We start from the raw sequence: 11,556 nt of genomic DNA, 5'->3' as shown, positions 1-11,556 counted from the left end.
GCAGCCTGCGAAACCGGGTTCTGATCCGGTCGAGGTAATAATGGCCGGGAGATGGCGCCGCCGTCATCGCATGGGCTTCCGAAGAGGGAACGCCCTCGAACAGCCGTTCCTCGCCATTCCTGAAGCAAATCCTGAGCCGCCCGCCTTCCTGGCTGAAATAGACGGATTTGATGATCTTCGACTTCACCGAAAGTTCTTCCACCTGTTTTGCCTCTGTTTTTAGCTTTGCAGACGGTAAACCCAAACGTGCAAAGACGCGGTGAAGCAGCGTGGTAAAAATTCAGGAAATCTTTTCTGATCAACCCTGGCGTTTCCTTCGATGGGGATCAGGCCTTCGTTTCCCGCAGGTTATGGGAAATCAGGCGATGTTGACAAACCTTGCCAAACAACTCAATTTTGATGAAACGGAGAGCTTCGATGGCGACCATGAACGTATCGCTGCCCGATCCCATGAAAGATTGGGTGGAAGCGCAAACCAAAACAGGCCGTTATGCCAATGCGAGCGATTATGTCCGCGACCTCATCAGGAAAGATCAGGAGCGAAACGACAAGATCGCAGCTATGCAGCGCTATGTCGATGAAGGCTTGAAGAGCGGCGTCGGGTCGCGGTCGAAGGACGAGCTCTTTGAGGCGGCGCGGGCGCGCCTGGAAAGCTCTCGCGGCAACTGATGATGGGCTTTCGCATTACGGAACAAGCGGAAGAGGACATTGTCGGCATAGCCGAAACGGGCATTCGCCTGTTTGGCTCAGCGCACGCTCGGCGCTACCATGATGAACTCTACGCCATTTTTGATCTGATTGCTGCCAATCCCCGTATGGCGCGCGAACGGCATGAAATTTCTCCTCCGATGCGCATTCATCCGTTCAAGGCCCATCTCGTCGTTTATACGATTGCGGAGGGCGATAATGTTCTGATTGTCCGTATTCGCCACGGACACGAAGATTGGTCCAGTCAGGTCTAAAATTCAATCTGTTGGATGAAAATGCGAAAAATGGCGGACAGGGAGGGATTCGAACCCTCGGTACGCTTTCACGTACACACGCGTTCCAGGCGTGCGCCTTAAACCACTCGGCCACCTGTCCTTTGGCGTTCGCACCAGGAGAGGAGCAAATCGTCGGAACGGCGCGATATATACCGATGAATTTTTGCCGATCAACCCAAATCTAACAGTTTTTTGACTTCTTCCGATAAAACTCGCTTGCGCCCGTCCATTGTGCTTCACCCCATCGATGACTATGTAATTCTCAAGGTGGAGAATGGCGCGGGTCCGCCGGAATTGTCCGGCATATCGAAGCGTCGGAGGAGTTGATGCGTTTCCTGTTGCGTCTGGCCAGTCTTGTCGCGCTTGCGGCGGCCGTTATTGCCGGGACCATCGATTCGATCCAGTCGGTTGCGGCATCCGCCGTTGTCATGACGCCGATGTCGGAGGCTTGGCAGGATGTGAGCCCGGACACGCTGACGTCGCTGCAATCTGCGCTTTCCTACTATATCCATCCCCGCTTCTACGCCTTCATCTTCCAGTGGCTGATGCTCCAGCCGGCCTTTGCCGTCTTTCTGGTGATCGCGCTGCTTCTTTGGATGATCGGTTACAAGAAGCCGCCGATCGCCGGTCGCTTCACGGCTTAATGCATGTCGCCCGGAAGTGTGCAGCGGTTCCGGGACAACGACATGCATAAAAACCAAAGGGCTAAAGCGCGTCGCATGAATCAAATTTCATGCGACGCGCTTTAGATGTTTGAGCCGGTGCGATCCGGCAAAAGACCGGGTGCATTTGCCCGTCCCCGGTTTCAGCAACGGCCAGCGGATCGGCTAAAAAATCCGCATCCCGGTCGGCGAGATGTCCAAAAATCCGCCCGGCAGAACTGATTTTCAGCAATTGCTGCAAATCTTTACCGCCTGAAAAATTTCTGGTGAATTTTTCCGTGAGCCATGCAAGGATGCGCGCAGCCAGGCCTCCGGGGGGAGGTCGGTGGTTCCGCAGACATGTCCGCAAAGGGCTTGCGGGAGGACCCCAAACAAATAGCAACAACAGGGCTGCAACTCATGAAAAAATCCCTTCTCACTCTTCTTGCCGTGGCTGCCATGTCGACGACGGCGCTTGCCGCCGATGTCAAGCCGGCGCTGGTTTACGGCACTGGCGGGAAGTTCGATAAGTCTTTCAACGAAGCGGCCTATAACGGCGCCGAGAAGTTCAAGGCCGAGACCGGCATTGCCTATCGCGACTTCGAGCCGACCGGCGACACCCAGGGCGAACAGGCCATCCGCAACTTCGCAAGCCGCGGCTTCAACCCCGTGGTCGCCGTTTCCTTCGCCTGGACTTCGGCCATTGAGAAGGTCGCAGCCGAATTCCCCGACACCAAGTTCATCATCGTCGACTCCGTCGTCGATAAGCCGAACGTCCGCTCGGTCGTCTACAAGGAAGAAGAAGGCTCCTATCTCGTCGGCATTCTCGCCGGCATGGCCTCCAAGACCGGCAAGGTCGGCTTCGTCGGCGGCATGGACATTCCGCTGATCCGCAAATTCGAATGCGGCTATGAGCAGGGCGCTCGCGCCGCCAAGGCCGATATCCAGGTTTTCCAGAACATGACCGGCACCACCGGCGCGGCCTGGAATGACCCGGTTCGCGGCGGCGAGCTCACCAAGAACCAGATCGACCAGGGCGCCGACGTCATTTACGCGGCCGCCGGCGCCACCGGCCTCGGCGTTCTGCAGACCGCCGCCGACAACAAGAAGCTGTCGATCGGCGTCGACTCCAACCAGAACCATCTGCATCCGGGCTCGGTGCTGACCTCGATGGTCAAGCGCGTCGACCTCGCCGTTTACAACGCCTATACCGACACCAAGAACGACAAGTTCACCGGCGGCGTTCAGGCGCTCGGCGTCAAGGAAGATGGCGTTGGCGCCGCGATCGACGACAACAACAAGTCGCTGATCACGCCGGAAATGCAGGCCGCCGTCGACAAGGCTAAGGCCGATATCATTGCCGGAACCGTCAAGGTTCACGATTACACCTCGGACAATTCTTGCCCGAAGTGATCCGCGCCCTGATGTAATCGACGATTGAGATCGGGCGTATGGCGGAGGGGATTTTCGCCATACGCCCTTTTCTTATTTGGAGCCTGCTGTGACAGATAAGCCCGCTATCGAGCTTGTCGGCATCGATAAGAAATTCGGTGCCGTCCACGCCAACAAGGACATCAACCTCACCGTTGCCAAGGGGACGATCCACGGCATCATCGGCGAGAACGGCGCCGGCAAATCCACGCTGATGTCGATCATTTACGGTTTTTACCACGCCGACAGCGGTGAGATCCGCGTGAACGGCAATCCGATCACCATTCGCGACAGTCAGGCGGCGATCGCCGCCGGCATCGGCATGGTGCACCAGCATTTCATGCTGGTCGACAATTTCACGGTGCTCGAAAATGTCATGCTCGGCGCCGAAGGCGGCTCGCTGCTGGCGAGAGGCGTCGCCTCGGCCCGCGCCGAGCTCAAGCGGCTGGAAACGGAATACGGCCTCGAGGTCGATCCGGACGCGTTGATCGAAGAGCTGCCGGTCGGGCTGCAGCAGCGCGTCGAAATTCTCAAAGCGATGTATCGCGGCGCCGAAATCCTGATCCTCGACGAGCCCACAGGCGTGCTGACGCCGGCGGAAGCCGATCACCTCTTCCGCATCCTCAAGGTGCTGCGCGACCAGGGCAAGACGATCATCCTCATCACTCACAAGCTGCGCGAGATCATGGCGATCACCGATACGGTCTCCGTCATGCGCCGCGGCGAGATGGTCGCCACCCGCAAGACGGCGGAGACAACGGTGGAAGAACTCGCCGAGCTGATGGTCGGTCGCCGTGTGCTGCTACGGGTGCAGAAGGGCGAGGCCATTCCAGGCGCTGCCGTGCTCTCCGTCCGCAACCTCACGGTCAAGGACAATCGCGGTGTCACCATGGTCGACAATGTCTCCTTCGACGTGCGCGCCGGCGAGATCGTCGGCATTGCCGGGGTTGCCGGCAACGGCCAGTCCGAATTGCTCGAAGCGATAGCCGGCATCCGCAAACCCACCTCCGGCGAAATCCTTCTCGACGGCCAGACGATCGATAAGGCCGATCCCGCCCGCCTGCGCGATCTCGGCCTCGCCCATATTCCCGAGGACCGCCATCACATGGGCCTGGTTCTGAAATTCGAGGAATATGAAAATTCCGTGCTCGGCTATCACCGCCGTCCGGGCTATAGCAAAGGTCCGCTGCTCGATCTCGAAGCGATCCGCAGGGACGCGATGGAGAAGATCGAAAAATACGACATCCGCCCGCCGAACCCGCGGCTGAAGACGGCGAATTTTTCCGGCGGCAATCAGCAGAAGATCGTCGTCGCCCGCGAGATCGAACGCGATCCGAAGATGCTGATCATCGGCCAGCCGACGCGCGGCGTCGATATTGGCGCCATCGAATTCATTCACCGCCGGATCATCGAAATGCGCGATGCGGGCAAGGCGATCCTGCTCGTCTCCGTCGAACTCGATGAAATCCGCGCCCTTTCAGACCGTATCCTTGTCATGTTTGCCGGCCATGTCGTCGGCGAGAAGACGCCCGATGCCGGTGAACAGACCCTCGGCCTGATGATGGCCGGCATTGCCGCGTGAGGCCTTTATGAGCACTGCTTCCGTTCCGCTACCAAACTGGATCAACTACGGCCTGATCCCGCTTTTGAACCTCATCGTCGCCTTCCTGATCTCCGGCTTCGTCGTCTGGCTGATCGGCGAGAGCCCGCTTGCCGCCCTTTCTCTGCTGATCGAAGGTGCTTTTGGCAGCGGTGAAGGCATAGGCTTCACGCTCTACTATGCGACGAGCTTCATCTTCACCGGCCTTTCCGTCGCGGTGGCGATCCATGCCGGTCTCTTCAACATCGGCTCCGAAGGCCAAGCCTATATCGGCGGCCTCGGCTGCGCGCTGGTGGCGCTGGCGCTCGACAATTACGTGCCCTGGTACGTGACGATGCCCGTCGCCATCGTCGGCGCCGGCATTTTCGGCGCAGCCTGGGCCTTCATCCCCGCTTTCCTTCAGGCCAAGCGCGGCAGCCACATCGTCATCACGACGATCATGTTCAACTATATCGCCGCTGCCCTCATGGTTTATCTGCTGGTGCACGTGCTGATCGTGCCGGGCAAGATGGCGCCGGAAACCCGCACCTTCCTCGAAGGCGGTCAGCTTCCCAAGCTCGGTTGGCTCATGACGATGTTCGGAGCCAAGCTCGGTGCCGCCCCCTTTAACGTCTCCTTCATCGTCGCCCTCTTTGCCGCCTGGTTTGTCTGGATCCTCATCTGGCGCACCAAGCTCGGCTTCGAGATGCGCACGCTGGGTGTAAGCTCGACAGCCGCCGACTATGCCGGCATTCCCTATGCGCGGATCGTCATCATCGCCATGCTGCTTTCCGGCGCGCTCGCAGGGATGATGGCGCTCAATCCCGTCATGGGCTCCTCCGCCCGTTTGCAGGTCGAGTTCGTCGGCGGTGCCGGCTTCGTCGGGATCGCGGTCTCGCTGATGGGCCGCAACCATCCGCTCGGCATCATCCTGGCGGCGATCCTCTTCGGCACCCTCTATCAGGGCGGCGACTGGATCTCTTTCGAAATGCCGAATATCACCCGTGAAATGATCCTCGTCATCCAGGGTCTGGTGATTCTCTTTGCCGGTGCGCTGGAATATATGTTCCGCCCGGCAATGGTGCACATCTACCAGCAGTTCAAGCCAGCCTGAGGAGCGGACGATGGATTACTACGACATCTTCATCAACGTCCTAAGCTCGACGGTCCGGCTCTCCATTCCGCTGATCTTTACGGCGCTGGCGGGATTGTTTTCCGAGCGCGCGGGCGTTTTCGATATCGGTCTTGAAGGCAAGATGCTGGGCTCGGCCTTCGCCGCGGCCTGTGTGGCCTATCTCACCGGCTCTGCCTGGCTGGGGCTCGGCGCCGGCATCGTCTGCTCGGTGGCGCTCAGCCTGGTGCATGGCTTCGCCTCGATCACCAATCGCGGCAATCAGATCGTCTCCGGTGTGGCGATCAACTTCTTCATCGCCGGCATCACCATCGTGCTCGGCCAGGCCTGGTTCGGCCAGGGCGGGCGTACGCCGCAGCTGCCGCCGGATGCGCGCTTCGCGCCGATCATCCTGCCGGGCGCCGATGCCCTCCGTGACGTGCCGATCCTTGGCCCGCTCTATGCCAACGTCATATCGGGCAACAATATCCTCACCTATCTCGCCTTTCTCGCCGTGCCCTTCTCCTGGTGGGTGCTTTACCGCACCCGCTTCGGCTTGCGGATGCGTGCCGTCGGCGAAAACCCCGGTGCAGTCGATACCGCCGGCATCTCGGTCGCTTGGCTGCGCTACCGTGCCGTCATGTGCGCCGGCATCCTCTGCGGCTTTGCCGGCACCTATCTGGCGATCGCCCAGTCCGCCGCCTTCATCAAGGACATGTCGGCCGGCAAGGGCTATATCGCGCTCGCCGCTCTGGTCTTCGCCAAGTGGAAACCGGTGCCTGTCATGTTTGCCTGCCTGCTCTTCGGCTTCCTCGATGCGTTGGCGAATTTCATGCAGGGCAAGCAGGTGCCGGTGCTCGGCGAAGTGCCGGTCCAGGTCTTCCAGGCGCTGCCCTATGTCCTCACCTGCATCCTGCTTGCCGGCTTCATCGGTGTCGCGATCCCGCCAAAGGCCGGCGGCGTGCCCTATACGAAGGAACGTTGATCATGTCCCACGACCTGTTCGAAGCCGCACGCGGCGCCATGGCCTTTGCCCATGCGCCCTATTCGAAATTTCCCGTCGGCGCGGCAATCCGCGCCGAGGATGGCAAGGTCTATACCGGCGCCAACATCGAAAACCTCTCCTTTCCGCAAGGATGGTGCGCCGAGCCGACGGCAATCAGCGCCATGATCATGGGCGGCGCCAGGAAGATCGTCGAAATGGCTGTCATCGCCGAGAAGCTGCCGCTCTGCCCGCCTTGCGGCGGCTGCCGCCAGAAGATCTCCGAATTCGCTTCCAAGGACACGAAGATCTATCTCTGCGACGAGGCCGGCGTGCAGAAGACCATGACCATGGAAGAGCTTCTTCCCTTCAGCTTCGAGACGGAACTCGGATGAAGGCGACGGTCGACCTGCTCGCCGCCTTGCTCGGCGCCATCAAGCCACGCCATGGCATCGTGCTCGGCTCCGGCCTCGGCTCCCTCGTCGGTCAGCTGGACGGCGCCGTGCGTATTCCCTATCGCGACCTGCCGGGCTTTCCCGTCAGCGCCGTCTCCGGCCATGCCGGCGAGGTCGTCGCCGGCCAACTCGGCGGCGTGCCCGTCGTCATGCTTTCCGGCCGCGTGCATTATTATGAGAAGGGCGATCCCAAGGCCATGCGCCTGCCAATCGAGGTCTTGAAGGCGCTCGGCGTCGAGGCGCTGATCCTGACCAATTCGGCAGGATCGCTGCGTGACGACATGCCGCCCGGTTCGGTGATGCAGATCACCGACCATATCAACTATTCCGGCATGAACCCGCTGATCGGCGAGGAAAGCGATCATCGCTTCGTCGGCATGACCAATGCCTATGATGCCGGTCTTGCTAGCGCGATGCGGAAGGCTGCGGCAAAGCTGAAGATCGAGCTGGCGCAGGGTGTCTATATGTGGTTCTCCGGCCCGAGCTTCGAAACGCCGGCCGAAATCCGCATGGCGCGCATCCTTGGAGCCGATGCCGTCGGCATGTCGACGGTGCCAGAGGTCATCATCGCAAGAATGCTGGGCCTGAGGGTTGCCGCAGCCTCCGTTATCACCAACTATGGGGCGGGCATGACCGGCAATGAGCTCAGCCATGAAGAAACCAAGGACATGGCGCCTGTCGGTGGCGCCCGTCTCGCCGCCATACTGAAAGAGATGATTGCGGCCAGAACAGGATGATTTTAGGCCGGGTCGGCCTAAAATCTGAATCCTGTTCTACACTAATAGCGAGAGCATGATGTCGTCCGAAAACCGCTCACACTTTTCGGCATCATGCTCTAGAGGAAGTGAAAATGAATAGCCATTCCATCCGGGAAACGGCGGCGGTCGCCCTTTCCCTTCTCGATCTCACCAATCTGAAGGACGATTGCACCGAGGCGCAGATCGAAGCACTCTGCGCCCGTGCGCAGACGCCCTACGGCAATAGCGCCGCGATCTGCATCTGGCCGCGCTTCGTCGCCCAGGCCCGCAATATCCTCGGCACCGGCCATGCCGTGCGGATCGCGACCGTGGTCAATTTCCCGGCGGGCGAGATGGAAGTGGCCGATGTCGCCGCCGAAACCCGCGAGGCGATTGCCGACGGCGCCGACGAGATTGATCTGGTCATCCCCTTCCGCAAGTTCATATCAGGCAATGAGAAGGCGGCGACCGACATGGTCAAGGCGGTGCGCGCCGAATGCGTCGGCCCCGTTCTGCTGAAGGTCATCATCGAGACCGGCGAGTTGAAGGAGGCGGCATTGATCCGCCGCGCCTCCGAACTCGCCATCGAAGCCGGCGCGGATTTCATCAAGACCTCCACCGGCAAGGTCGCCGTCAATGCGACGCTCGAAGCCGCCGACATCATGATCCGGGCCATTCGCGAAAGTGGACGCAAGGTCGGCTTCAAACCGGCCGGCGGCATCGGCTCGGTGGCCGACGCGGCGCTCTATCTCAGCCTCGCCGAAACCATCATGGCGCCGGATTGGGCGATGCCCTCGACCTTCCGCTTCGGCGCTTCCGGCCTTCTCGACGATATACTGGCGGTTCTAAGCGGAGCGCAGCCGGCATCGGCGGCGGCATCGGGCTATTGAAATGATCCCGCAGGAGCTCATCCGGCGTAAGCGCGACGGCGGCGAACTCGACGCTGCCGATATCCGCTCGTTCATCGATGCGCTTGCCGCCGGTCGATTGTCCGAAGGCCAGATCGGCGCCTTTGCCATGGCCGTCTGGTTCAAGGGTATGTCGCGCGAGGAAACTGTGGCCTTGACGCTGGCGATGGCCGATTCCGGCGATCGGCTGCAATGGGCCGATATCGACCGTCCGATTGCCGACAAACACTCGACCGGGGGCGTTGGCGATAATGTCTCGCTGATGCTGGCGCCGATCGCCGCCGCCTGCGGCCTCGCCGTTCCGATGATATCGGGCCGCGGCCTCGGCCATACCGGCGGCACGCTCGATAAGCTCGAATCCATTCCAGGCTATATGATCACCCCGGATGCGGATCTGTTTCACCAAGTGGTCAAACAGGCAGGATGCGCCATCATCGGCCAGACCGGCGCCTTGGCGCCTGCCGACGGCAGGCTCTATGCCGTGCGCGATGTGACCGCCACTGTCGATTCCATTCCCTTGATCACCGCCTCCATCCTCTCCAAAAAACTTGCCGCCGGTCTTCAGACGCTGGTGCTCGATGTCAAGGCCGGCAACGGCGCCTTCATGGCCGACCGCGATCAGGCGGAAATTCTGGCACGGTCGCTGGTCGAGGTGGCGAATGGCGCGGGCGTGAAGACGTCGGCACTGATCACCGACATGAACGAGCCGCTTGCCGATAGCGCCGGCAACGCCGTCGAGATGCGCAACTGCCTGGATTTCCTGGCCGGCAGGAAGGGGAATACGCGGCTCGATACTGTCGTTCTTGCCTTCGCCGCCGAGATGCTGGAGAAATCGGGCATTGCCGCTTCGCCTGAGGAGGGCGAGGCAATGGCGCGCCAGGCCCTGTCGTCGGGCAAGGCAGCCGAGGTTTTTGCGCGCATGGTTTCGATGCTCGGCGGCCCCGCCGACCTCATCGAAAACCCGGACAAATACCTGGCCCGAGCGCCGGTCGAAAAGCCTGTCCCGGCTGCCCGGTCCGGCTGGCTTGCCGCCTGCGACGCCCGCGGCATCGGTGTCAGCGTCATCGATCTTGGTGGCGGAAGACGCCATCCCGCGGATCGGATCGATCACCGCGTCGGCTTCTCCGAACTCCTGTCGCTCGGCACCCGCGTGAATGCCGGCGAGCCGATCGCCCTCGTTCACGCCGCCGACGAAGCCGCGGCGGAGAAGGCAGCCGCAGCACTTACCGCGCACTACCGCATCACCGCGGACGAGCCGGTGCTGAACCCCGTCATTGCGGGTCTTATCTGAGGCAGTCTATTGCTTGAGGCTGAGCGAGCCGTCAGCGACGGAATAGGAGGCGAGCTTCTGCAGGAAGCTCATGCCGACCAGCGTCGTCGTCAGCGCTTCATCCCTAAGGACGAAGGCTTCGACATCGCGGACGCGGATGCCGCCGATTTCGATCCGGTCGAGCGTCACATGCGCGGCCTTGGTCTGGCCGTTGGCGGTGTTGACGCCATAGCGGAAATCGAGCTGGTTGGCTGTGAAGCCCAGCCGGCGCGCGAGCGTCTCGTTGAGCGCGACATAGGTGGCGCCGGTATCGATCAGGCCTTGCACCGGTTTGCCGTTGATCTTGAAACTGCCGGTATAGTGGCCCTGCGCATCTGCCTGCAGCCGGATCACATTGCTGCCGGAGACGGGTGCGGGGGCTGCGGGCTTACCGCTTTCGGTCGAGATGTAATTGGCGGAAAGAGTGTCGGCGGGCTGTTGGCCGGTGCCGGCGAAGAAGGACGGCACCTGTGTGGCGAGCGCCGCGGCAATGCTGGCGAATATGATCGTACGCACGAGCATGAAACAGAAATCCTTCCTGTATAAACCCCGCTTCATGCGAGGCCTCATGCTTCCAGACTGCTAAGCCGCAAGTGCTGATAAGTTGCTAAGATCGACAGGAAAACGGCCCGGGGCGAACGGCCGGGCCTTAAAAGTCTTTCGATTTGGTAAAGGAAGGCTGAAATTACTTGGTGCCGTACATGCGGTCGCCGGCATCGCCGAGGCCGGGCACGATATAGCCCTTCTCGTTGAGGTGGCTGTCGATCGCCGCGGTGAAGACAGGAACGTCGGGATGCGCGGCGCGGAAATTGCGGATGCCCTCCGGGGCGGCAAGCAGGCAGAGGAAGCGGATATTGTGGGCGCCGCGTTCCTTCAGCTTGTCGATCGCCGCGATCGAGGAGTTGCCGGTCGCCAGCATCGGATCGACGACGATGATCAGGCGCTCGGCCACATCTTCCGGTGCTTTGAAATAATATTCGACCGGCTGCAGCGTTTCGTGATCGCGATAGACGCCGATATGAGAGACACGGGCGGAAGGCACGAGATCGAGCATGCCTTCAAGCAGCCCGTTGCCGGCGCGCAGGATCGAGGCGAAGACCAGCTTCTTGCCTTCCAGGATCGGCGATTCCATCGTCTGCAGCGGCGTCTCGATCGTTGCCATCGTCAATTCGAGATCGCGGGTGACCTCGTAACAGAGCAGCGTGGAGATTTCGCGCAGCAGCCGCCGGAAACTTCCCGTCGATGTCTCCTTGCGCCGCATGATGGTGAGCTTGTGCTGCACAAGCGGGTGATCGATGACCGTGACGCCGTCCATGGGGAAGCCTTTCATTCTTTCTATCGAATGTTTCTTTCACGGAAATCGGCCCGACCGCAAGAGTGCAGCCGAATTTGCGCCGATCTTCCCCAACCTCCGGAGCCT

At 60.8% G+C, this 11,556-nt stretch carries 14 protein-coding genes, 1 tRNA gene and 1 pseudogene; 11 read left to right on the top strand and 5 right to left on the bottom strand.

The annotated features are described in order from the left end of the window. Position 1: 1 nt before the first annotated feature. Positions 2-202 (bottom strand): annotated as a pseudogene (locus tag MHI61_RS22835) (KTSC domain-containing protein); the annotation flags it as partial. A 215-nt stretch (positions 203-417) separates the two neighbouring features. Here MHI61_RS22835 and MHI61_RS22830 point away from each other — a divergent pair. Both MHI61_RS22830 and MHI61_RS22825 read left to right on the top strand, forming a co-directional pair. After that, entirely contained in the window at positions 418-669 is a 252-nt protein-coding gene (locus MHI61_RS22830; protein ID WP_239790665.1) for a type II toxin-antitoxin system ParD family antitoxin, read from the top strand. Positions 670-671: 2 nt separating this feature from the next. Beyond that, positions 672-962: a type II toxin-antitoxin system RelE/ParE family toxin gene (locus tag MHI61_RS22825; RefSeq protein ID WP_239792895.1), complete on the top strand. Its 291-nt coding sequence runs from the start codon at positions 672-674 to the stop codon at positions 960-962. 31 nt (positions 963-993) lie between these two features. On the opposite strand, the gene MHI61_RS22820 is transcribed toward MHI61_RS22825, so the two are convergent. After that, a tRNA-Ser gene (locus MHI61_RS22820) sits at positions 994-1,083 on the bottom strand. A gap of 226 nt (positions 1,084-1,309) precedes the next feature. Between MHI61_RS22820 and MHI61_RS22815 the strand changes: the two genes are divergently transcribed. Next, entirely contained in the window at positions 1,310-1,627 is a 318-nt protein-coding gene (locus MHI61_RS22815) for a hypothetical protein (protein ID WP_038686170.1), read from the top strand. Between the two features lie 61 nt (positions 1,628-1,688). On the opposite strand, the gene MHI61_RS22810 is transcribed toward MHI61_RS22815, so the two are convergent. After that, entirely contained in the window at positions 1,689-1,886 is a 198-nt protein-coding gene (locus tag MHI61_RS22810) for a hypothetical protein (RefSeq protein WP_239790663.1), read from the bottom strand. Between the two features lie 158 nt (positions 1,887-2,044). On the opposite strand from MHI61_RS22810, the gene MHI61_RS22805 reads away from it, so the two are divergent. The 8 genes from MHI61_RS22805 (at position 2,045) to deoA (ending at position 10,118) form a co-directional block, all read left to right on the top strand. Continuing rightward, a complete protein-coding gene (locus tag MHI61_RS22805) occupies positions 2,045-3,037 on the top strand; it encodes a BMP family ABC transporter substrate-binding protein (protein WP_064693372.1) in 993 nt (330 codons plus the stop codon). 88 nt (positions 3,038-3,125) lie between these two features. Continuing rightward, complete coding sequence (locus tag MHI61_RS22800; protein ID WP_239790661.1) at positions 3,126-4,637, top strand: ABC transporter ATP-binding protein; 1,512 nt, start codon at positions 3,126-3,128, stop codon at positions 4,635-4,637. Positions 4,638-4,644: 7 nt separating this feature from the next. After that, entirely contained in the window at positions 4,645-5,748 is a 1,104-nt protein-coding gene (locus MHI61_RS22795; protein ID WP_038686176.1) for an ABC transporter permease, read from the top strand. Positions 5,749-5,758: 10 nt separating this feature from the next. Then, the gene (locus MHI61_RS22790) at positions 5,759-6,730 is read left to right on the top strand and encodes an ABC transporter permease (RefSeq protein WP_097608129.1); all 972 of its coding nucleotides are present in this window, start codon (positions 5,759-5,761) and stop codon (positions 6,728-6,730) included. A 2-nt stretch (positions 6,731-6,732) separates the two neighbouring features. Continuing rightward, positions 6,733-7,122: a cytidine deaminase gene (locus MHI61_RS22785; RefSeq protein WP_004673557.1), complete on the top strand. Its 390-nt coding sequence runs from the start codon at positions 6,733-6,735 to the stop codon at positions 7,120-7,122. Beyond that, complete coding sequence (locus tag MHI61_RS22780) at positions 7,119-7,919, top strand: purine-nucleoside phosphorylase (RefSeq protein WP_239790659.1); 801 nt, start codon at positions 7,119-7,121, stop codon at positions 7,917-7,919. Before MHI61_RS22785 ends, MHI61_RS22780 begins: the two co-directional genes overlap by 4 nt. A gap of 113 nt (positions 7,920-8,032) precedes the next feature. Continuing rightward, positions 8,033-8,809, top strand: coding sequence for a deoxyribose-phosphate aldolase (gene deoC / locus MHI61_RS22775; RefSeq protein ID WP_239790657.1), 777 nt, complete (start codon positions 8,033-8,035; stop codon positions 8,807-8,809). Position 8,810: 1 nt separating this feature from the next. Then, the gene (gene deoA / locus MHI61_RS22770) at positions 8,811-10,118 is read left to right on the top strand and encodes a thymidine phosphorylase (protein ID WP_239790655.1); all 1,308 of its coding nucleotides are present in this window, start codon (positions 8,811-8,813) and stop codon (positions 10,116-10,118) included. Between the two features lie 6 nt (positions 10,119-10,124). Here deoA and MHI61_RS22765 read toward each other — a convergent pair whose 3' ends face one another. Both MHI61_RS22765 and upp read right to left on the bottom strand, forming a co-directional pair. Beyond that, positions 10,125-10,694, bottom strand: coding sequence for a TIGR02281 family clan AA aspartic protease (locus MHI61_RS22765; protein ID WP_097581332.1), 570 nt, complete (start codon positions 10,692-10,694; stop codon positions 10,125-10,127). 127 nt (positions 10,695-10,821) lie between these two features. Next, positions 10,822-11,451, bottom strand: a complete 630-nt coding sequence (gene upp / locus MHI61_RS22760) for a uracil phosphoribosyltransferase (protein WP_097608133.1) — start codon at positions 11,449-11,451, stop codon at positions 10,822-10,824. Between the last annotated feature and the right edge of the window lie 105 nt (positions 11,452-11,556).

The sequence above is a fragment of the Rhizobium sp. K102 genome (assembly GCF_022385315.1).
In the GTDB taxonomy this organism is placed as follows: Bacteria; Pseudomonadota; Alphaproteobacteria; order Rhizobiales; family Rhizobiaceae; genus Rhizobium; species Rhizobium croatiense.
This window is presented reverse-complemented; position numbering and strand designations above follow the sequence as displayed.

Excerpts from the sequence above, each read along its gene's own strand:
- MHI61_RS22785 (WP_004673557.1), top strand. The coding sequence starts at position 6,733 with ATGTCCCACGACCTGTTCGAAGCCGCACGCGGCGCCATGGCCTTTGCC.
- MHI61_RS22830 (WP_239790665.1), top strand. The coding sequence starts at position 418 with ATGGCGACCATGAACGTATCGCTGCCCGATCCCATGAAAGATTGGGTG.
- MHI61_RS22765 (WP_097581332.1), bottom strand. The coding sequence starts at position 10,694 with ATGAAGCGGGGTTTATACAGGAAGGATTTCTGTTTCATGCTCGTGCGT.
- deoC (WP_239790657.1), top strand. The coding sequence starts at position 8,033 with ATGAATAGCCATTCCATCCGGGAAACGGCGGCGGTCGCCCTTTCCCTT.
- MHI61_RS22805 (WP_064693372.1), top strand. The coding sequence starts at position 2,045 with ATGAAAAAATCCCTTCTCACTCTTCTTGCCGTGGCTGCCATGTCGACG.
- MHI61_RS22815 (WP_038686170.1), top strand. The coding sequence starts at position 1,310 with ATGCGTTTCCTGTTGCGTCTGGCCAGTCTTGTCGCGCTTGCGGCGGCC.
- MHI61_RS22790 (WP_097608129.1), top strand. The coding sequence starts at position 5,759 with ATGGATTACTACGACATCTTCATCAACGTCCTAAGCTCGACGGTCCGG.
- MHI61_RS22825 (WP_239792895.1), top strand. The coding sequence starts at position 672 with ATGGGCTTTCGCATTACGGAACAAGCGGAAGAGGACATTGTCGGCATA.
- upp (WP_097608133.1), bottom strand. The coding sequence starts at position 11,451 with ATGGACGGCGTCACGGTCATCGATCACCCGCTTGTGCAGCACAAGCTC.
- MHI61_RS22795 (WP_038686176.1), top strand. The coding sequence starts at position 4,645 with ATGAGCACTGCTTCCGTTCCGCTACCAAACTGGATCAACTACGGCCTG.
- MHI61_RS22780 (WP_239790659.1), top strand. The coding sequence starts at position 7,119 with ATGAAGGCGACGGTCGACCTGCTCGCCGCCTTGCTCGGCGCCATCAAG.
- deoA (WP_239790655.1), top strand. The coding sequence starts at position 8,811 with ATGATCCCGCAGGAGCTCATCCGGCGTAAGCGCGACGGCGGCGAACTC.